The organism is Pseudomonas gessardii (genome assembly GCF_001983165.1).
In the GTDB taxonomy this organism is placed as follows: Bacteria; Pseudomonadota; Gammaproteobacteria; order Pseudomonadales; family Pseudomonadaceae; genus Aquipseudomonas; species Aquipseudomonas gessardii.
Genome location: NZ_MNPU01000053.1, coordinates 1 through 20563, shown reverse-complemented (window position 1 = coordinate 20563; position 20563 = coordinate 1). Strand labels below are relative to the sequence as shown.

Annotated in this window: 21 protein-coding genes; 4 read left to right on the top strand and 17 right to left on the bottom strand. The window is 63.3% G+C overall.

Annotated features, from left to right (window positions below; translation table 11 throughout):
• Positions 1-42 precede the first annotated feature (42 nt).
• The 7 genes from BLL38_RS25275 to BLL38_RS25245 form a co-directional block, all read right to left on the bottom strand.
• Positions 43-1278: a Zn-dependent hydrolase gene (locus tag BLL38_RS25275; protein WP_076964775.1), complete on the bottom strand. Its 1236-nt coding sequence runs from the start codon at positions 1276-1278 to the stop codon at positions 43-45.
• Complete coding sequence (locus tag BLL38_RS25270) at positions 1275-1766, bottom strand: L-2-amino-thiazoline-4-carboxylic acid hydrolase (RefSeq protein WP_057438692.1); 492 nt, start codon at positions 1764-1766, stop codon at positions 1275-1277. The genes BLL38_RS25275 and BLL38_RS25270 overlap by 4 nt, the downstream gene beginning before the upstream one ends.
• Positions 1767-1882: 116 nt before the next feature.
• Positions 1883-3022, bottom strand: a complete 1140-nt coding sequence (locus BLL38_RS25265; RefSeq protein ID WP_076964774.1) for a branched-chain amino acid ABC transporter substrate-binding protein — start codon at positions 3020-3022, stop codon at positions 1883-1885.
• Between the two features lie 84 nt (positions 3023-3106).
• A complete protein-coding gene (locus BLL38_RS25260) occupies positions 3107-3823 on the bottom strand; it encodes an ABC transporter ATP-binding protein (protein WP_076964773.1) in 717 nt (238 codons plus the stop codon).
• Positions 3816-4589 carry an ABC transporter ATP-binding protein gene (locus tag BLL38_RS25255; RefSeq protein WP_029292970.1) on the bottom strand — a complete coding sequence of 258 codons (774 nt, stop codon included), beginning with the start codon at positions 4587-4589 and terminating at the stop codon, positions 3816-3818. The genes BLL38_RS25260 and BLL38_RS25255 overlap by 8 nt, the downstream gene beginning before the upstream one ends.
• Complete coding sequence (locus BLL38_RS25250) at positions 4586-5686, bottom strand: ABC transporter permease subunit (protein WP_057438695.1); 1101 nt, start codon at positions 5684-5686, stop codon at positions 4586-4588. Before BLL38_RS25250 ends, BLL38_RS25255 begins: the two co-directional genes overlap by 4 nt.
• The gene (locus BLL38_RS25245; RefSeq protein ID WP_057438696.1) at positions 5683-6630 is read right to left on the bottom strand and encodes a branched-chain amino acid ABC transporter permease; all 948 of its coding nucleotides are present in this window, start codon (positions 6628-6630) and stop codon (positions 5683-5685) included. Before BLL38_RS25245 ends, BLL38_RS25250 begins: the two co-directional genes overlap by 4 nt.
• Positions 6631-6828: 198 nt before the next feature.
• On the opposite strand from BLL38_RS25245, the gene BLL38_RS25240 reads away from it, so the two are divergent.
• The 4 genes from BLL38_RS25240 (at position 6829) to BLL38_RS25225 (ending at position 9507) form a co-directional block, all read left to right on the top strand.
• Positions 6829-7734, top strand: coding sequence for a LysR substrate-binding domain-containing protein (locus tag BLL38_RS25240; RefSeq protein WP_076964772.1), 906 nt, complete (start codon positions 6829-6831; stop codon positions 7732-7734).
• A gap of 229 nt (positions 7735-7963) precedes the next feature.
• Entirely contained in the window at positions 7964-8416 is a 453-nt protein-coding gene (locus tag BLL38_RS25235; RefSeq protein ID WP_057959884.1) for a thiol-disulfide oxidoreductase DCC family protein, read from the top strand.
• Positions 8417-8483: 67 nt separating this feature from the next.
• Positions 8484-8912: a hypothetical protein gene (locus tag BLL38_RS25230; RefSeq protein ID WP_076964771.1), complete on the top strand. Its 429-nt coding sequence runs from the start codon at positions 8484-8486 to the stop codon at positions 8910-8912.
• Positions 8913-9063: 151 nt separating this feature from the next.
• Entirely contained in the window at positions 9064-9507 is a 444-nt protein-coding gene (locus tag BLL38_RS25225; RefSeq protein WP_057438703.1) for a hypothetical protein, read from the top strand.
• A 103-nt stretch (positions 9508-9610) separates the two neighbouring features.
• Here BLL38_RS25225 and BLL38_RS25220 read toward each other — a convergent pair whose 3' ends face one another.
• From BLL38_RS25220 to BLL38_RS25175, 10 genes are all read right to left on the bottom strand, one after another.
• A complete protein-coding gene (locus BLL38_RS25220; RefSeq protein ID WP_076964770.1) occupies positions 9611-10588 on the bottom strand; it encodes a LysR family transcriptional regulator in 978 nt (325 codons plus the stop codon).
• Positions 10589-10639: 51 nt separating this feature from the next.
• On the bottom strand, positions 10640-11569 hold the full coding sequence (locus BLL38_RS25215) for a peptidylprolyl isomerase (protein ID WP_076964769.1): 930 nt from the start codon (positions 11567-11569) through the stop codon (positions 10640-10642).
• The gene (locus tag BLL38_RS25210; RefSeq protein ID WP_057959892.1) at positions 11566-12042 is read right to left on the bottom strand and encodes a YbjN domain-containing protein; all 477 of its coding nucleotides are present in this window, start codon (positions 12040-12042) and stop codon (positions 11566-11568) included. Before BLL38_RS25210 ends, BLL38_RS25215 begins: the two co-directional genes overlap by 4 nt.
• Before the next feature lie 22 nt (positions 12043-12064).
• Positions 12065-12691 (bottom strand): DNA repair protein, encoded by a 627-nt coding sequence (locus BLL38_RS25205; protein WP_076964768.1) that lies wholly within the window; start codon positions 12689-12691, stop codon positions 12065-12067.
• A gap of 17 nt (positions 12692-12708) precedes the next feature.
• Positions 12709-14400, bottom strand: coding sequence for a putative porin (locus BLL38_RS25200; RefSeq protein ID WP_076964767.1), 1692 nt, complete (start codon positions 14398-14400; stop codon positions 12709-12711).
• 40 nt (positions 14401-14440) lie between these two features.
• Positions 14441-15145 (bottom strand): energy transducer TonB family protein, encoded by a 705-nt coding sequence (locus BLL38_RS25195; protein ID WP_076964766.1) that lies wholly within the window; start codon positions 15143-15145, stop codon positions 14441-14443.
• On the bottom strand, positions 15142-15561 hold the full coding sequence (locus BLL38_RS25190) for an ExbD/TolR family protein (protein ID WP_057438708.1): 420 nt from the start codon (positions 15559-15561) through the stop codon (positions 15142-15144). Before BLL38_RS25190 ends, BLL38_RS25195 begins: the two co-directional genes overlap by 4 nt.
• Before the next feature lie 11 nt (positions 15562-15572).
• A complete protein-coding gene (locus tag BLL38_RS25185; protein ID WP_057438709.1) occupies positions 15573-17372 on the bottom strand; it encodes a DUF2341 domain-containing protein in 1800 nt (599 codons plus the stop codon).
• 25 nt (positions 17373-17397) lie between these two features.
• Positions 17398-18987, bottom strand: coding sequence for a ShlB/FhaC/HecB family hemolysin secretion/activation protein (locus tag BLL38_RS25180; RefSeq protein WP_076964765.1), 1590 nt, complete (start codon positions 18985-18987; stop codon positions 17398-17400).
• 62 nt (positions 18988-19049) lie between these two features.
• A complete protein-coding gene (locus BLL38_RS25175) occupies positions 19050-19652 on the bottom strand; it encodes a transposase (RefSeq protein WP_076964764.1) in 603 nt (200 codons plus the stop codon).
• Between the last annotated feature and the right edge of the window lie 911 nt (positions 19653-20563).

Sequence of the window (20563 nt, the reverse complement as noted above, 5' to 3'; positions counted from 1 at the left end):
GGGCAAGACCCCACAGGTTGAATGTGGGATCAGGTCTTCAGCCTATTCGCCTGACGAAGCCAGAATCGCCTGCAACAACACATCCGCCCCCGCTGTGGACCAGTGCGGGTGGATCTCTTCCGCCTCGTTATGGCTCAAGCCATCCACACACGGCACAAAAATCATCGCCGTCGGCGCGACCTGGTTCAGGTAGCAGGCATCATGCCCGGCTCCGGAAATCATGCGCCGATGGCTATAGCCCAAGGCCTCGGCCGCAGCCTGCACCACGTCCACGCAGTCTTTGTCGAAGGCAATCGGTGCGTACTGGAAGATCTGCTTGACGCTGGCCTGCAAGCCAATCCCCTCGGCGATGCGCGCCACTGCTGCGTGCAGTTGCTGATCCTGCACGGCCAGCACCGCTTCATCGGGATGGCGGAACTCGACGCTGAAAAACACCCGCCCCGGCACCACGTTGCGCGAGTTGGGGAAGATATTGGCCATGCCCACCGTTGCCCGCCCTTCGGCGCCTTGGGCCAGGCCGATCTGGTTGACCGCCTCCACCACCCGGGCAAAACCCAGCAGTGCATCCAGGCGGTGATCCATGGGCGTGGTGCCGGCATGGGCACTGCGCCCGCTCAGCTCGACTTCATACCAACGCTGGCCCTGGGCGCCGGTGACCACACCGATGGTCAGGTCCTGGGCCTCAAGGATCGGGCCTTGCTCGATATGCAGTTCATACGCCGCATGCACCGCCTGGCCGCCCACGGGGTGCGGGCCGGCGTAGCCGATCTGTTGCAGCGCCTGGCCGATGCTCACACCGGCCTTGTCTTCGCGGGACAAGCCGTACTCCAGGTCAAACACCCCGGCATACACCCCCGAAGCAATCATCGCCGGGGCAAAGCGCGAGCCTTCTTCGTTGGTCCAGTTGACCACCTCGATCGGCCGGTCGGTCTCGATGCCCAGGTCGTTCAAGGTGCGCAGCACTTCCAGGCCGGCGAGTACGCCGTAGATGCCATCGAACTTGCCGCCCGCCGGTTGCGAGTCACCGTGGGAGCCGGTCAGCACCGGGGCCAGGTGCTCATGCCGGCCGGCGCGGCGGGCGAAGATATTGCCCATGGCGTCCACACGGATGCTGCACCCGGCCGCCGTGCACCAGGCCACGAACAGGTCGCGGCCGCGCCGGTCTTCGTCGGTCAGGGCCAGGCGCGAGACGCCGCCCTTGGGCGTGCCGCCGATCTGCGCCATTTCCATCAGCGAGTCCCACAGGCGCTCGCCGTTGACCCGGGCCAGGGCGCTCACGAGCGCGGCTCCCGGGGCTTGGCGTGGTAGCGGAAGTCACAGCTTGGCGCGCCGCCCATGATGGTCTGGGTGCGCGTCAATTCAATATTGGGGTTGTAGCCGACGATAAACAGCTCGTCGCGGTTGCACGACAACAGGTGGCCGATCTCGCCCAGGCCCATCTCGTGGTACATCTCGGCATAGCGGCAGCGCTTGACGTCATAGTCGTAATGCTCGGCGTCGCTGGCGATGATCTCGACTTTCAGCGCGTCGTCCTTTTCCCACAGCACTTGCAGCTCAACGAAGCTCTTGAGGTCGGCGCCCTGCTCTTCCTGGGCGGCAAAATGCTTGCCGGCCTGGATCGCGGCGTTGCCCACCGCTTCGCCAATCACCGCTGCGGCAAAGGCCTTGCCCTGCTCGCGCACGAGGATTTCGTAGATCGGCTTGATGATCTCGGCTTCGATGCGCCGGCGGGCCAGGATGCCCAGTTCACCTTCGAGTTTGCTCATTGCATGCCTCATTCAAATGGCTACGAAGATCCAATGTTGGTGCTCCACATGTAGGAGCTGTCTCGCCGGGTGAGACAGCCCCCACTTGGGACGCTCCTACGCTTAGATCCAGCGCGTTACTTTTTGCCGCCAGCCACGCTTACCGGTTGCCATTGATTGGCCTTGACCTGGTAAACGGTGAACGACGGGTTCTGTAGATTGCCCTGGGCATCGAACGCGAGGGTCCCGGTCACGCCCGGATAGCTGATGGCGCGCAGGACCGGCAGGTACTTCTGCGGGTCGGTGGAGTTGGCCTGTTCGATGGCGGCGATCAGCACGCCGACACCGTCATAGGCAAACGGCGCATGCAGCTCGATATTGCTCTTGAAACGCGCCTTGTAGGCGCCTTCAAAGGCCTTGCCACCCGGCATCTGTGCCACGGCCAGGCCCGGCTCCAGGGCGATCACGCCCTCGCCTTCGTTCTGCGCCAGTTGCAGGAAGGTCTGGCTGACAAAGCCGCCCGCGCCCATCAACGGTGCCTTGATCCCCAACTGCTTGATGCGTCGGGCCAGCGGTGCAGCCTGGGAGTCGACGCCGCCAAAGAAGATCAGGTCGGGGTTTTGCCCACGGATATTGGTCAGCACCGCACTGAAGTCGATGGTCTTGTCGTCCACGTATTCACGGGCAACCACCTTGGCGCCACCGGCCTCGATGGATTTGACGAACTGGTCCGCCAGGCCCTGGCCGAATGCGGTGCGGTCGTCGATCACGGCGATACGCTGCGCCTTGAGGGTCTTGAGCGCGTAGTCGCCGGCGACCTGGCCGCCGTCATCGTCATGGCCCATGATCCGGAAACTGGTATCGAAACCTTGCTGGGTATAGGCGTGACCGGTGGCCACTGGCGCGACTTGGGCAATCCCGGCGTCATGGTAGACCCGCGCGGCCGGGATGCTGGTGCCGGTGTTCCAGTGACCGACCACGCCGACTACGCCTTCGTCCACCAGGCGCTGGGCCACGGTGACGGCGGTGCGTGGGTCGGACTGGTCGTCTTCGGAAACCAGTTTGTACGTGACCGCTTCGCCGTTGATTTTCGGATGCTTGGCGTTGGCCTGGTCAATGGCCAGTTGCGCGCCGTTCTCCAGGTCTTTGCCGATCCGCGCCGACGGGCCGGTCAAGGGCCCGGCCAGGCCGATCAGGACCGTCTGGTCGGCCTGGGCCACACCGCTCAGGGCCAGGCTCAACAACAGTACGCGTTTGAAGGGGGCAGTCTTGTTCATCAGTTTTTCCTGTTTCTCATCAGGCCCTCATGGCCTGTGGGGTGGGCGAAACACGCCGGGCGTCCGGTGGCGTTTGTTATGGGGTTATTCACCGAGGTAGGCACTGCGCACCTCGGGGTGGTCGAGCAATTGCGCGCTGGCGCCGCTGAGGCTGATGCGCCCGGTGTCCATCACGTAGGCGCGGTCAGTCACTTGCAGCGCAAGGCGCGCATTCTGCTCCACCAGCAGCAGGGTCATGCCCTGGCGGCAGACATCATCAATCACCTGGAACAGCTTTTCGACCATGATCGGCGCCAGGCCCATGGATGGCTCGTCGAGCACCAGCAGCCGCGGCTTGGACAGTAGCGCACGGGCCAGGGCGAGCATCTGCTGCTCGCCCCCGGAGAGCAAGCCGGCCGATTGCTGCAAGCGTTCTTGCAGGCGCGGGAAGTGCTCGAACAACTGGCGGATTTCCAGGTTCACCTGGTGCGGGTCGCGGCGCAGGAACGCCCCGGCCTGGAGGTTTTCCAGCACGCTCATGCGCGCAAAAATGCCGCGCCCTTCGGGCACCATGGCGATGCCCAGGGTCAGGCGCTCATGGGGCGCCAGGCTGAGGATCGAGCGCCCGGCAAAGCGGATCTGCCCCGCAGCGGCCGGCAGCAACCCGGTCAGGGCCTTGAGGCTGGAGCTTTTGCCGGCGCCATTGGCACCGATCAGCGTCACCCGTTCGCCTTCATTGATATGCAGGTCCAGGGACTTGACCGCCTCGATGGCGCCGTAGCGCACCTTCAGGCCGTCAATCTGCAACAAGGCTTCAGACATGGGCGCCGGCTCCCAGGTAAGCCTGGATCACTTGCGGGTGGCGGCGCACTTCAGCAGGTGCGCCCACGGCGATCACGCGGCCGTAGTCCAGCACACTGATGCGGTCACACACGCCCATCACCAGCTTCACGTCATGCTCAATCAGCAGCAGGGTGTGGCCGTCGTCGCGGATCTTTTCCAGCAGGCTGCGCAGCTGCACTTTCTCGCTGGCATTCATCCCGGCAGCCGGCTCGTCGAGGGCCAGCAGGCGCGGCTCGGTGGCCAGGGCGCGGGCAATTTCCAGGCGCCGCTGATGGCCGTAGGACAGGCTGTCGGCGCGGTAGTGGGCAAACCCGGCGAGGCCGACATAGGCCAGCAAGCGGTGGGCGTGGGCGCGGGTCTGCGCCTCTTCCTCGCGCCCACGCGAGTGCCCGCTCAAGGCCGCCCACACGCCGTTATGGGTGCGCACATGGCGCCCGACCATGACGTTTTCCAAGGCGCTCATGGCGTTGAACAGGCGGATATTCTGGAACGTACGCGCAATGCCGGCGCGGGCCACCTGGTGCACCGCCGTGGGCTGGTACTCCTGGCCGTCGAGTTGAAAGCGCCCGGAATCCGGGGTGTACAGCCCCGTCATCACATTAAAGAAGGTGGTCTTGCCGGCGCCATTGGGCCCGATCAGGCCGTAGATTTCCCCGGCCTCGATACTCAGGCTCACGTCATCGAGCGCAGCCACGCCGCCAAACTGTTTATTGACCTTCTCGATCTGCAATAACGGATGATTCAAGGTGCACCTCCTGTGCGGCTCGGCCAGAGGCCGGCGGGTCGATACAGCATCGCCAGAATCAGCGCCAGGCCGTAAAACAGCTGGCGGATAATCTCCGGGTCCACCAGCACCTGGCCAAACAGCGCCTGCTGCAAGGGGCCCATGCTGGCGCGTAACGCTTCGGGCAAGGCTGCGAGCAACACGCAGCCCAGAATCACCCCGGGGATATGCCCCATGCCGCCGAGCACCACCATGGCCAGCACGGCGATGGACTCGTTGAGGGTGAAGGATTCCGGTGAAACAAAGCCCTGGAACGAGGCAAACAGCGCCCCGCTGATACCGCCGAACGCCGCGCCGATGGCAAATGCCAGCAGCTTCAGGCGCAAGGTATTGAGGCCCATGGCCTGGGCCGCCTCTTCATCCTCGCGGATCGCCATCCAGGCGCGGCCGATGCGCGAGCGCTCTAGGCGAATGCAGGCAAACAGGATCAGCACCACCAGCGCGGCGAACAGGTAGTAATAGAGGTAGACCGAGGGCAAGCGCAGGCCGAACAGTTCCTGGGTACGCCCCAGGTTGACCCCCAGTAGCGTCACCGGGTCGACCTGGGCGATGCCCTTGGGACCATTGGTGAGGTTCACCGGGCGGTCGAGGTTGCGCAGCAGGATGCGGATGATTTCGCCAAACCCCAGGGTGACGATGGCCAGGTAGTCGCCGCGCAGGCGCAGGGTCGGCGCCCCCAGAATCACGCCGAACCCGGCCGCCAGCAGCGCGGCCAGCGGCAAGATCAGCCAGATCGAGGTGTGCATGCCCTCCGGCAGCAGCGCCAGCAAGGCTGGGAACTGTTGCACCAGATGGGGCGATGACAGCAAGGCCGCCAGGTAGGCGCCCACCGCGTAGAAGGCGATAAAGCCCATGTCCAGCAAACCGGCATAGCCCACCACGATATTCAGGCCCAGGGCCAACATGATGTACAGCAGGGCAAAGTCCAGGGTGCGCACCCAGGTATTGCCGCCGGCATGCCCGACAATCCAGGGGGCCAAGACCAGGGCTAGGGCGAACAGCAGCAGCCCCAGGCTGGCGCGTTTGCTCGAAGGGCTCACAGCGGTTGCCAGGCTCATGCGCGGGTCGCCAATCGTTCGCCCAACAACCCCTGGGGCCGCAACACCAGCACCGCGATCAACACGATAAACGCGAACACGTCCTGGTAGTTGCTGCCGAACACACCGTTGGTGGCAGCCCCCAGGTAGCCGGTGCCGAGGGCTTCGATCAGCCCCAGCAGCAGACCGCCGAGCATCGCGCCCTTGAGGTTGCCGATGCCGCCCAGCACCGCCGCGGTAAACGCTTTGATCCCGGGCAAAAAGCCCATGTAGAAATGCGCGCTGCCATAGTTGCTGGCCATCATGATGCCCGCCAGCGCGGCCAGGGCGCCGCCGATGGCGAAGGTCATGACGATGATGCGGTTCGGGTTGATGCCCATCAGGCTCGCCACTTGCGGGTTCTCGGCCACGGCGCGCATGGCCCGGCCAAAGCGCGTGCGCTCTACCAACAGCAGCAAACCGAGCATCAGGCTTAACGCCACGCCAATGGTGGTCAGTGCGGTGGCATTGGTCACGGCGGCGTGGGTGGCATCGCCAGCGAGTACTTCGATAGGTTCCAGGGGCAGCAATTGCGGGAACATCTGCGGGTTACGGGTCCAGACCAGCATCGCCACGGTCTGCAACAACAACGACACGCCGATCCCACTGATCAACGGTGCCAGGCGCGGCGCGTTGCGCAAGCGCCGATAGGCAACACGCTCGATCACCACCGCCAGCACCGCACAAAAGGCCATGGCGATCATCGCCGCCGTCAGCAGCAACAGCACCGGTGGCATATCCGGCCAGGCTGCCTGCAGCACGCGGATCACCGACAGGCCTACCAGTGCGCCGATCATCAACACATCGCCATGGGCAAAGTTGATGATGCGCAAAATGCCGTAGACCATGGTGTAACCCAAGGCGACCAGCGCGTAGAGACTGCCCGACAGCAAGCCGTTAAGCAGTTGCTGGATAAACGCATCCATGAGAACCATCAACTCCCTTTACAAAAAACGTCGTGGCCAAGGCGCACCGACTAAAAAGCCCGAGCGCGGAACACTAGTTATTTATTCTGTTTTTATCAAATATCTGAAGGGAATATGGTTATACCAACTACAAAACCCCCTATACACGGGATCTTTTTGCGCTTTATTTATCTTTTTACTTAGTATTTAATTCAATACATGAATAATTTAGAACAGTTAGCCAACGATCCGCCTCTACGGGCCGTGCGTACTTTCGAGGCCTTTGCCCGCCACGGTGGTGTCAATGCCGCCGCCCGCGAGTTGGGGGTGTCGCCCTCGGCTGTCAGCCATCAGTTGCACTTGCTCGAGAGCTTCCTGCAACAGCCGCTGACGATGCGCCAAGGCCGCAACCTGGGCCTGACCGAAGAAGGCCGCGAGTACTACCGGGCGATTCGCTCGGCATTCGCGGTACTGCGCAGCGCCACCGAACACGTGCGCGAGAAAAGCGCGACACGCCAGGTCACCATCAGCCTGATCCCGATGTTCGCGACCAACCTGTTCATCCCGAGCCTGGCGCAGTTTTTGAGCGCCAACCCGGCACTGGATATCAACATCACCTACGCCAACCACCGCAGCTACCCCAGCGATGCCGCCGACCTGTCGATCCGCTTCGGCACCGGGCACTGGCCGGGTTATCACAGCGAGCCCCTGATCAGCGGCGCGGTCACGCCGTTCTGCAGCCGCGAATTCCTCCAGCGCCACGGCCCTATCGACAGCCCCCAGGCCCTCAGCGAACTGCCCCTGCTGCACGACGAAGAGCGCGGTACCTGGGGCCAATGGTTCGATGCCGCCGCGATCAGTCACAACAACACACACAACGGCCTGCTGCTGGAGGACGGCCAGTTGACCCTGGTCGCCACCCGCACCGGCCTGGGCTGCTCGCTGCTGCGCGCGCCGTTGGTGGCGCCACTGGTGGCTACGGGTGAGCTGGTGCAATTGTTTGACCTGCAGGTGGATGACGGTCGCCAGTATTACCTGTGCCGCCGAGCCACCAGCGAGCTGTCGAGCGAGGGCAATAACCTGTATGACTGGATCAAGGCCCGCTTGGGCCACAGCCCCGTGTAGGGGCACGTCATGCACGAACGGCATCCCTGTGGCGAGCGGGCTTGCTCGCGCTGGGTCGCGTAGCGGCCCTAAAAATGGGACTGCTGCGCAGTCCAACGCGGGCAAGCCCGCTCGCCACACTTTATTTGTGCTTACCAACTGAACAGCATCGCGTTTTCCGGCCCGTGTATCATCAGTGCGGGCTCGCCGGTATGATCCGAGGCTCCAGAGCCTCATTGGACCCACCCTTATGCCCGGCGCCTTTACCCGCCCCACTCCCGCCCCCTTGCTCAGCCAGGGCGAGACGGTGGTGCTGTTCGACGGGGTCTGCAAACTGTGCAATGGCTGGGTCAGGTTCCTGATCCGCCATGACCGCCACCGGCGTATTCGCCTGGCGGCCGTCCAGTCGCCCGAAGGCCAGGCACTGCTCGCCTGGGCCGGCTTGCCCCTGGATCAATTCGACACCCTGGCGGTGATTCGCGACCAGCACTACTGGGTCCGCTCCAACGCAGTCCTGCAGATCATCGCCCTGCTGCCCATGGCCTGGCGGCCGCTACAGTTGCTGCGGGTACTGCCACGGGTACTTCGTGACTGGGCCTATGACCGCATCGCTCGTAACCGCTATCGGCTTTTTGGCCGGTACGACAGCTGCCTGCTGCCCGATCCTGATCATGCGCAACGCTTCTTGAAAACCCCGCGATGAGTACGGATCGTGCTGGTATGATGCCGCGCTTTGAAAAACCAGCTGTAGACCTGCGAGGAAATGCACCTTGAGTAACGACGCAAAAATGACCGGCGACCTGTTCGAAGTGGACAAGCGCCTGTCGCTCAAACCCGTGGTGGACTTCAATAGCTACCTGCAGTCGGCTTTTGGTGATGGCCCTTGCACCTGCACGCGCTGCGTGGCCAGCGCGGGTGACGAGAAAGGTTACGAGTATCAGCACAGCTTCGACTTCCAGGGCCAGGTAACCCACCGCCGCTTTGCGCTGACCGCTGGCAGCGATGTGTTGCAGATGCTGAAGAAGGCCTGGCTGTCGTACACCAAGGCGGAACTGCCGGGTCACGGCGAGCTGGCGTTGGACACGGTAAAGGAGTTTGTCGAACCGCAGTTGCACAAGCGTCTGCTGCCGTTGTTGCTGGCCAGCGGGTTGGTCAAGGATGTCGAGGGTGGGTTGCACATTCAGCCTGTAGTCGCCTAGGGACCGACCCGGGATACACGCGCCCGGAACGACACCAGATCACTGAAACGATTTACTGTTAATAGTGACAGTAGATTCCTAGTACTCCTCAAGTTATTAATTAACCGTAAAGCCTCTACGAACGGTTTAAATCAACTCTGAGGATTCACTAATGCCAACCCCCCAACCGCACAATACAACCGGCCATTTAACGGCGGACATTGATGGCCGCGCCTACACCGCCGAGTCTGTTTCACTTAACCTTTATAGTTCATCCATTATTGCCGGCGGTCCGATTGAAGGTATCTTGAAAGAGGGGATTTTCTTTACTTTCCCGGACCACATCAAGCCGGGCACATACGAAATGAACAGGGATACCCTTGTAGGTGCCTGGTACAACCCAGGGCAGAATCAGAATAGCTGGTACGCTGACAACAACGATGAGGACAAGATGGAGGTTATCTCTGTTTCATTGGAAGCCGAACCTTCATTAGAAATTTCTTTCAAGTTTTTTGCGGTCAATTCTGCGGACACGCAACAGCGTAAAAAAATTATCGGCGTCGCGAAGTTCGAAGGCGCCTCGCAACAAGGTACGGTGCAATACAAGACTCAATAACACTATGAGCGCCCAAGTCTGTCTATCGCTGGAATATCCCATTTGTAAAAAGGGCCGCGCTTGTTAGCGCTGGCCCTTTTTTTGTTCGCGCCATTGAGCGGCGTCAGCCAAACCACTCGCGCCGCTCCTCAAAGGTGTTGACCACCATTGCCACAATCATCTGCACCTCCTGTGGATGCGCCGCCGCGGCATTGACCGCCATCCACACCTGGCGCTGCATGTCCTGGGCAAACAAGCCCGGCAACGCCATCAAGCCCCGGTCGAAACAACTCATGTAACGCGGCAGCAAGCCAATGCACGCGCTGCAGCGGATCATCTCCAGCATCAGCGGATACGCCTGCACCTGCACCACCCCCGCCAAGCGCTGTTGCACCACTCGGTTCCACGGCGCCAATGCCTTGACCAAGCCGTCAGGCTGCCATTGCACCAGCATGTAGTCCGCCAAGTCATCCACACTGTCCGGGCGTGCGGCCAGGCGTGAGTAGCGTTTGGCGATATGCGGCAGGTAATCCAGGCAGGCCAGTGCCTGCGGTGGGTGGGTCGCAAAGCCCGGTCCCGGCTGCGGCGAGTCGACGCCCGCCAGCCACAGCACCACGTCGGCTTCCACTGTCTGCACGGCCTGCGGACTGTCGATACAGACAATCTCCAGGCGCACACTGGCATTGCGGCGCAGCAGGGAGATCAGGTCGCGCCCGAGGATGTCATGCAGGATGGTCTCGGCCACTGCCAGCCGAATCAACGGTTGTTCCTGCACCGGCACCCGCCGTTCATTGGCCAGGGTCACCAGCCGCGCCTGGAGCTGCAGGCCGTCACGGCTCAGCGCCAGGACATTGCCCTGGTAGCTGAACAGTGAACGGCGCATCTGTGCTTCCAGTAACGCCAGGCGTTTGCGCAGCAATGTGGCCTTGATGTTCAGGCTGCGGGCCGCCTGCATGAAACAGCCGCAGCGGGCGCTGATCAGGAAGTAGCGCGCCACCTCCGGGTCGATGCCCGCAGCCAGGGCCAGCCAGGCTTCCCGGGGTTCGCCGGGCGCGCGGTAAGGCGTCATGCCGTGGGGTGCTGCAGGTTCTAGATAGTCCATGGGGGGAACTCCCTGTCTTATTGGGTCTGTGCATCCATGCGTACAGCCTGTTTATTCCAGTACTTTGTTCAGTTGCGCCCCGTCGATGCTCAAGGTCGCGGTGTTGAGCATGCCCTCCAGATAGGCCTTGGCGATCTGCTCCTGGCGCTGGGCGCGCAGGGCCTCGGTCAGGCGTGGGCGCAGTTCTTCGAGGCTGGCGGTGCGCGCCGGTTGGTGCTCGGTCAACTTGAGCACATGGAACCCCGCCGCGCTGTGCACCGCATCCGATACCGCACCCGGCTTGAGCCGCGCGACCACGTTGCGCACCTCTGGTACCAGTTGCTGCAAGGGTTGCAGGCCCGAATCACCGCCGCGCCCGGCGCTGCCGGCGTCCTGGGAGTACTGGCTGGCCAGCCCGGCAAACTCCGCCGGGGCCGCCTGGGCCCGGCGGCTCAGTTCCTGGGCCTGGCGCCGCACGGCCTCGGCATTTTGCGGGTCGTCCACGGCGAGGAAGATCTGGCTGACCCGGTACAGCGGCGGTGTCATCCACTGGGCCTTACCGCTGTCATAGGCCTGCTGCAACTCGGTGGCGCTGGGGTAGTCGGCCGGCACCTGGCTGACCGACAGCAGGTAGTCGCGAAACACGATCTGCTCGGTGGCGGCGCGGGTCTGTTGCTCGACGTCCGGGCGTTGCCGCCAACCCTGGGCATCGGCCTGTTCGAGCACGGCCTTTTGCGCCAGGCGCGAGCGGATCCAGGTTTCCAGAGCACCCCGATTGGCGCGCAACTGCTCGCGCGATTCGGCCGGCAAGGTGGCCAGCAATGCCTGCAGTTCCGGCACGGCCACCTGTTGATTGCCCAGGCGTGCCACCGCCGGGCCCTCTGCGCCGATCACCGGGGCCGGTTGCTGGGCCGCGACCGGGTCGCTGCCCGAGCGCAGGCCCAAGCCCACCGCCACCCCCAACAGGGCCAGCGCAGCTACCACCAGGGTTGGTTTTTTCACAGCGCCGGCGCCTCTTCGCGGGTTTCAACCTCAGGTACACCCTGGGCTTGCAGGTGCGCGGCGGTCTGGCTGTATTCACGCAGGTAGACGATAAATTCCTGCAACAGCCGATCCCACAACTCCAATTGGCTGCGCAGGTACAGGGCACCGACGCCAGCCACCATCACGTCCATCTCCATCAGCAGGAACTCCCCCTGCACCGACAGCCGGGCAAAGCGCCGCGAGGTGTTCCAGACCGGGGCCAGGCCTGCGGGCAACTCGCCCTGGACCCGCAGCGCGCAACTGTAGGTGAAATCCACATAGGCGCCCTGCTCCGCCGCCGGGTTGCCGAAGCGCACGGCAAAACCGATGCCCTGGCTGGCGCTGAGCAGTTGCACGATGCCGTTCTGCTCGCTCTGGTTGACCCGGTAGCCGGCCTCTTGCAGCAACTCGGTCAGGCGCTGGGGGGTCACGCTGCTCATCAATTCGCTCATGGTTAACTTCTTCCTTGGTTGATCAGTGATTAAGCGCCGCCTGGGGCGCATCGAAACGGCTGTTGTACAGGCCATCGCCAAACCCCTGGGCCAGTTCTTCAAACTTGACCCGCGCGCCGCTGGCGAACGGTTGGCGAATGCTCATGACCTCGGCCACGTCGATTTTTTCGTAGGCCGCGAGCAACGCTTGGGCCACGCCATACATCTGTTGATTCTTGGCTGAACATTGCTGCACTTGTGTGTCACGTTCAGCCAGTTGCGCCTGCAGGCGCGCGCGCTCGGTTTCTTTGCCACGGGCCAGCACCAGCAGCTCGTCATAAGCCTTTTTGAACTTGCCGGTCTGCTCGGCACTCGCCGCCACTTGCGCCTGGGCCTGGCTGTGCAGGCTCTGCTGCTGGCCGGCCAGTTGCTCGGCCACGCCTCGGGCCTTGTCCAGCTCCAGGCTCAACTGCTTGATCTGCACCTGGGCCTGCTTGGCCTGGTTTTCGGCGGCAATCCGTGCAGCGGCGGCCTGGGCCTGTTCGCTTTGCAGTGCCTGCAGCTGCGCGGTGGTGCTGCGCAACTGGGTGCGCAGGCGCTCCTCCATGCCTTCGGCCGAGGCGCCGGTGGCGACCAGGGCCAGGACCAGTCCGCAAATTCGCATGTTCATGGGTATCTCCCGGCGCGTCAGAAGCGCGTATTCAGTTCCAGTTGCATCACATCGACTTCAAACGGCGCGCCATACACCTCTGAGGCGCTCAGCCAACGGGCGCTGGCGTAGATGTTCTTGTCGATGCCGTAGTTGCCGCCAATGAAGTAGCCCTTGGCGTTGGTGCCGCCGAGGTGGAAGGACGAGTCGTTGAAGCCGTCCGGCAAGGCATCCGGCTGGATGTACTTGTAGCCAGCCAACAGGTTCCAGTCGCCGGCCTTTTTCATCTCCAGGGCGCTGCCGAGGGTGAACTGAACCATCAGCGCATTGCCGCCACTTTCAAACTGGCCCTTGCTGTTGATGTTGTTGACGATCTCGCCTTCGCTGCGCTTGAGCATTTCGCCCTTGTCGTAGGCCAGGTTGTGAATGAAGTTGGCCTGGCTGCGCAGCTTGAAGTCTTGGGGCAGTTCGCTGTCCCACACCAGGTTCAGGTCCAGCACATCGAACTTGGAGGCCAGGCCCACGTATTGCGGTTGCGGGGTCAGGCCCGGGGTTGCCGGGTTGGCGTTGATATTACGCAGCAGGAACACGCTGTTGCCCTTTTGCATAAAGGCCACGCGCGAGCCGTCGGTGTCGCAGCCCGGCGCGCCGGCCCATGGCGAGCAAGGGCTGGAGCGCTGGCCTTCGATGTCGTCGAAGCGGTAGTAGGCCAATGCGCCCTTGAGGCTGTTGCTGCGGTTGATCTTCCAGTTGGCGCCGATCTGCCCGCCGAACAGCCATTTGGTGTCGCTGTCTTCCTTGTCGAAACCGTTGCTGCTGGCGGTGTCGGAAGTGTACTCCACCGGGAACGCGCCCAGCGTGCCGAACAGGCCCCATTCGTTGTTGAGGCTGTGGTTGAAGATCGCCGCCACGCCGTCGAAGTTGAGGTCGCTGGAGTACATCATGTCGGTGGAATAGAACGGGTTGGCGATCCGCCCGCCCGTCAGGGTCAGGTCCTGGGTGGCCTTCCAGGTCAGGTAGCCCTGGTCGAGCCAGATATCTTTCTTGCCAAAGCCGCCGCCCAGGGTCTGGGTGGTGGACACCGGGTTGTTGTCGGAGCCGGTGCCGATGCGGATGCCTGCGGTCCACTCCGGCGAAATGATCGCCTTCATCCCCAGGCGTGCGCGCAGGCGGAACAGGTTCTCGCGGTCTTCACGGGTGTTGAGCAATGGCGGCAGGCGGGTGTTGGTGTCTTTGTTGACGTCGTAGGGGCCGTTCTCGTTGAGCTTGGCGTAATCGACGATTTCGTTGCTGTTGTTGCCAGAGAAAAACCGCGACTCGTCACGCAGACGGATGTCGCCATCGAAGCTGATACGCGAGACCCAATCCGGGAAGGTGTTGGGCTGGGCCCAGTTTTCCTGCTTGGCAGTGGCCATGACTTCGGCCTTGACCTGGTCGCGGATCTGATCACGCACGGCGGCCGGCACGTACTGCACCCGCACATCCCCAGGGGCCGCCGCAGGCCCGGTGGCGGCCACTGCGGTTTGGCGCGCCTGCACCGCCTCTTTCTCGGCCTGGGCGATCAGCCCTTCGGCCTGTTCCTGCTTGAGCACACCTTGCTGCACCAGCAGGCGGATCAGGTTGATCGTGGCGTTTTCCGAAGGCCCGGCCGGGGCGGCCGTTGCCTGGCCAACCAGGGTCGCGATGACCATGCCGACCGCCAGGGTCACTCGATTCACGTGGGAAATCATCTGCACACAACTCCTGTAGAAAACTGCAAAAAAGGTTGGCTCACTCCGGGCGTCGGCCCTTGAGGGACAGGCGCACCGGCAACGTCAGGGAGGCCGGTGTGCGTTCTTTCAAACGGGGCGTGGCCCGCAGTGCCGCCAGTACCTGGGCGTCGGTGTCGGCATCGCCGCTGGACTGGGCCAGCTCTACACGCGTGACCTCGCCATCGCCGCTCAGCCACAGGTCGGCCTGCACCGCATAGGCCTTCTTGCGCAACTCCGGGTCTTCGCGCAGCAGGCGCTGGAACACCCCGGCCAGGTACTGCTTGAACGTGCCCGTGCCCAGGCCGCCCCCACCGGAGCCGGCCATGCCGCCGCCCTTGCCGGCCCCCACGTTGAAACCGTCGTTACCGGCCTGGGCATCACCGTCGATCTGCATCGGGTTGGCCAGGTCGTCGGCGGGACTCGGGGGTGCCTCTTGCTCCGGCTTGACCTCCTCCGGCGCAGGCGTGGGCTCAGGCTCGGGGATCTTTTCCTCGACCTGGGGCTCGGGCTCCTTGGGCGGTTCCGGGGGCGGCGGCGGTGGTGGCGGCAACGGGATAATCATCGGCACCTTGGGCGCTTCGCGGCGCACGCCGCTCATGTCATTGGCCCACTGCCACAGGAACCACGCGGCCACGGCGCCCACCAGCAGGCCGGCGCCCCACTTCAGCGGGCGCAGCGGCGACTTCTTCACGGGCGTGGGTGGGATCGGCATCTGTGCGGTCATGATGGTTTGCCAGTGACCAGGCCGACCTGGGACAGCTCCAAGCGGCGCAGCAAATCAAGCACCTCGATGACCTTCTGGTACTGCACCGTGGCATCGCCGCGCACAATCACCGGAAACTCCGGGTTCAGGGCCTTCTCGATACGCAGGCGTTCTTCCAGTTCCCCCAGGGTTACCGGGTAGGCGTCGAGGAATACCTGGCCGCCGTCATTCACCGAAATCGCCTTGGTCTTGGCCTCGGACAACGACACCGAGGCGCTGGCCTTGGGCAAGTGGATCTGGATCCCCGAGACCTGGGCCGTGGCGGTGAGGATAAACATCACCAGCACCACCATCAGCACGTCCACCAGGGGCGTGATGTTGATGCTGTCGACGGCGGCGTCTTCGTCATCGTCGTGGGAGGCATTCACAGAAGCCATGCTGATTCTCCTCAGGCCGGTACGTGGGCTGGCTGGGCGCGCCGATGCGCGGCTTCGCTGGACTGGCTCTCGCCGTGCATCTCGGCCAGGCGGGTGATGAACTCATCGACGAACACCCGCATGTCGGCACTGACCTCCTTGTTGCGGGTGATCAGGCGGTTGTAGCCAAACAGTGCGGGGATCGCGACAAACAGGCCCATGGCGGTGGCCAGCAACGCAGCAGCCATGCCCGGGGCGATCGCATTGATGTTCACGTCGCCGGCCATGGCCGTGCCGAGGAACACCACCATGATCCCCAGCACCGTACCGAGCAGGCCGATATACGGGCCGCCGGCAATGGCGTTGGACAGGGTCGAGAGCTTGGCGCTGAGCTGCTGGTTTTCCCGGGTGCGCACGCCGTCCATGGAGCAACGGATGGCTTCGATGGTGGCTGCCGAGACCGAGCTGGTGTCGGCGCCCTGGGCGCGGCGGGTGCGGATTTCCTGGACGGCGACGCGGTACAGGCGCCATAACGACGAGTGGCTGAGGCGCTCGGCCAGGATCTGGTCGTCGTAGTACATCTCCAGGCGGGTGCCGATCTGCGCGAACTGCTCGCGGAAGATCTCGTTGGCACTGCTGACGCGGCTGACCATGCGGTTCTTGCGGAGCATGATGACCCACGACTGGACCATCATCGCCACCAGCACCAGGATGATCACCCAGGCGTCGATAGGCACGGCCTTGAGCAAAAAGCCCAGGCTGCCGAAACCAAAGCCCGACTGTTCTTCATCCACGCCATAGGCCAGCAGTTTCGACTCAGAACCCTGGGCGCTGGCATCGGCCAACAACGCCCCCGCCGGGCGTGCGACTTTGGACAGGCGCAGCTCATCCATCGCCCCGGCAAAGGGCAGCAGGCCGCCGGTGGACTCCGGCAGGTCGGCGCCAATGGCCAGCTGGGAATTGAACGCCGGCATCGCCAGCGCCAGGGTCGCGGTTTCGCGGCCGTTGACATACAGGGTCACGGCGTTGCCAGCGGCCGTAAAGGCCAGGTGTTGCCATTGGCCGGGGTTCAGCGGCTGGGTCGATACCGCACGCTGGCCGTCGATCTCGACAAACGGCATGCCCTGGTTCAGGCCCAGCACCAGGCTGCTGCTGCCTTCACGGCGGGCCAGCACCACTTGCTCACCGGCGGCCTGGTCCAGGCGCAGCCAGGCACTGAAAGTAAAGGCGCCGCTGGCGGTGTGTTGCAACGACGGACTGGCCGGCAACAGCAACGGCTGGCCGCTGAACTGCAAGGCCCGCCCGATCACGCCGTCGATGCTCGCACCGGTGGCGTTCAGCGCGGTGTTGCCATAGGCCGTGGTGTCACGGGCCGGCGTGCCGTTGGCGCCCTCGAAATGGTAGAGCGCGGTGTAGCTCGGATCGAACGTCAGTTGGCCGTTGCCGGTCGCCGGGGCCTTGTCGTTGCCGTAGTACATCCACAGGTCCTGACGCTGGCCGCCTTCGATCTTGGGCACATCGACCCAGATCAACGCCATGCCCATCAGCGGGTCGAAGCTCTCGATCTGGTGATTGAACACGGTCTTGTCGTCGGCGCTGACAAAGCGCAGGTCGGCGCCGTCTTCCTTGACCCCGTCGAAGGTGAAGTTGCCGGTGTGCAAGCGCACCAGCAAGGCAGTACGGCCCAGCGCCTGATTGATCGCGGCGCCTTGGGGGGTGGTGTCCAGCGAGATCTGTTTACGGTAGTGCCAGTCGTCCTGCCACCAGGCTTGGGCGGTGGCCGGGAGCACGAAGCCCAGGCAGATCAACAGGCTCAGAAATAGGCGTTGCATGTGAAGGGTTCTCCGGAAAAAAGGGTCAGAAAGTCGCCTGCACACTGAAGTGCAGTCGCGAGTCCTGTTTCTGGGTGTTCGGTCCATCGAGCAGCGGGTAGCCCCAATCCAGGCTGCCGGACAACCACTTGCTCAAACTGGCACGGGTGCCGAGGCCGACGCTGGCCAGGCTGTATTCGTCTTCCTGCTCGGGCAGCGGGTCATGCAGGCGCAGGCGCGCGCCTTCGGCAAACGCGTAGAAGCGCCACTCCTGCACATAGCTGCCGAGGAACTTGGCCAGGGATGGCGTACGCAATTCCTGGGAGAGCAAGTAGCCCTCATCCCCGGTGCGTTCAGCGGCCAGGTAGCCACGGATCGACGTGGCGCCACCGGCCGAATACTGCTCGTTGGAGACCAGCGGGCCAGACGCCAGTTGGAACGCGGTCTTGGTCGCCGACTGCCAGTCGCCGGTGAAGGTGTAGGTGTAATTCAGGTCGCCCTTGAGCACGGCAAAGCTGGGGCTGGCCTGGTCGCGTTTGTACTGGAATTCTTCGGCGTCGCTGCCGTAACCAAAAAACGCACGGGTTCCGACCACCAGGTTCAGGCCCAGGCCCAGCTGCGCCTGCTCGGTGTAGCGGTAGCCGTTGTAGCCGAAGGTCAGTGGCGCGTACTTGAGCGGGATCTGGTCGCGGCTGGCGCCGAACTGCATCTGCTCCTCGAAGTCCTTTAAGTCCACCCCTACCGATAACGAGTTGGCCCAGACACCACTGGCCGGCAGGTTGTAGATCGCCGAGACGCCGTAGGAGTGCCCCTTGCCCAGCACGTTGCTGCCGCCGATGGTGGCGATATTGCTGTCGGACTGATAACCGGAGAACTGCACGGTCCAGCGCTCGTTGAGCGGCGCGCTGTAGGCGCCGGACCAGACCTTGGCGTTTTCGCTGTCCTGGGGCGCAGTAAAGAAGGTCAAGGACACGCTGTGGCCCAGTTGCCAGAGGTTGTCGTAGCCCAGGGTCGCGACACTGCGCAGCTTCTCGGTGTCGGCACTGTAGTCGTTGTTCAGGCCGAGGCTGGCGTGCCAGGGGTTCTGGTCCTCCACTTGCAGGTCCACATCCATGGTGCCGGGGCGCTGGCCCTCGCGCACCAGCGGCGTGACCTGGCGCCCTGCCCCGCGATTGAGGCCGGCGAGCTGGGTCTGCACCGTGGCAAAATCCGGCACCGCCCCCTCCTTCAGCGCCGAAACTTCTTCGCGGATCTCTACCGGCGAATAGTGCTTGGCCCCCACCACCCGCACTCGGCCGACCTTGGTCTCGCTGACTTGCAGGTAGACGATGCCGTCATCGACCTTCTGCTCGGGCAATTCGACAAACACCGACTGATAACCGCGCGCCTGGTAGATCTTCTGCAAGGCATCGCGGGCGCCTTCGATATCGCTCAAGGTCTTTTGCGGGCCCAGGAACGGGTACACCGCCTCTTCGATCGCCCGAGCGTCGAGCACCGTATTGCCGCGCACAAAGTACTCATTGACGTCTACCCGCCGCACCGCGGCCTCGGACGCGCCACCTGGCTCATCGGCTGACACCGGCAGCGCCAGTGTCAGCCAGCACAGCGCCAGCGTTGATTTGAACAGATGCGTCACACCGCCCCCTGGATTACTCGAATGGCTGGCCTTCACGGTTGTTGGCACCACGTTCGGCCGACTCAATTGCTGGATGTCGAGGTATTGGCATGCCGTGCCAGCCAGGTATGCAGCAGCGCGAAGTTCAAGGAGAACTCCGGCATGTGCAGCAAGGCGCCACAGAACACTTCACCGATGATTTTCTGGATCAACTGCACCGCCCGTGGGTTGCCCAGGAGCGTGGCGATATCGCGCTGCAGAACGTGGATGCCCCACACCCGCTGGGTCAGGTCGAGGCCGACGAACCAGCGGAACAGCAGGTTGTAGTTGAGTTGCTCGTGCAGTTGCTGTTCGCTGGGCACCGAATAGAGCAGTTGCAGCAGCAGAATCTGCAGCACCGTGCGCGGGGCGATAAGCATGCCAGGCTCGGCATTCAGGGCCTGCAGCAAGTCGTGGTACTGCTCCAGCACCTCGTCGATCTGCGGGCGCAGCAACACCAGGGAGTGACCGGCAGGTATATAGCTGGACACCTCTTTCAAAGCGCCTTGCCAGTCCTCCTGGGACACGATCCAGACCCAGGGCGCGCCATAGCGATAGACCGACACCGGCTTCTTGCGGGCGGCTTCGACGATCTTCGACAGGCGCTGATCGAGTTCCTGCATGCCTACTTTCGAGTAGCGTTCCATAGTTCCCATCCGCCCCACTCCTGGCCTGTTTCGCGTGCTTGAGCGCGTTACATAGGCAAGACGGAGGGACGGGGGGACTACCGAACTTTTGTCATAAAAGCTTCATTCCGCAGGGCTGATTGTCGGGCGTCGTCAGCAACCCAATGAGGGAGAGGGCTTGTTCGCGATGGGCGTAGGTCGCTACACAGCTCTTTGGTGGTTCTTTGGGGTTGTGTACATATCCGTTGCTGCGGTCATGGCGGCTATTGGTTCCGCTCTTACAGCGGGTCACTTTTGGAAAAGAGCCCGGAGTGCCGGCCCAGCCAAAAGTAACCAAAAGGGCTCTTGCCCCACCACTCGGCACCTCGCCTAGGCTCGGCATGCCCGTCATCCGACATTGATTTGGGGGGCCGCCGCGATGGGCCATCCATGGCCCAGCGCGGCTAACCCGGCGTCCTGCCGGGTTACCCCCCAAATCAATATCGGATGACGGCCAGCGTGGTTTAACGGGGCGCCTAAGATCAAAATCACAAGCAAAGCGAGGCGGCCTGACAGCCGACCTGATCGTCGAGGCGTACGCGTACCTCTGTGGGAGCTGGCTTGTCGGGTCGCCGCATCGCTGCGATGACGGTGTATCAGTCGATAAATGTATTGGCTGATGAACCGCCATCGCAGGCAAGCCAGCTCCCACAGGGGAATGCAGCTTCGCGCTCTGGCTTTGCTGTTGCTCTGCTTTTGATCTGGCTTTTGATCTTAGGCGCCCCGTTAAACCACGATGGCCGCAGGCAGGTATTGCGCAGTGGGCACCCCGGCATGGATGCCGGGGTAGCCGCGACACGGCCATGGATGGCCGATCGCGGCGGGCCCACGGAGCAATGCCTGACTGCGGGCATGCCGAGCCTAGGCGAGGCACCGAGTGGTGGGGCAAGAGC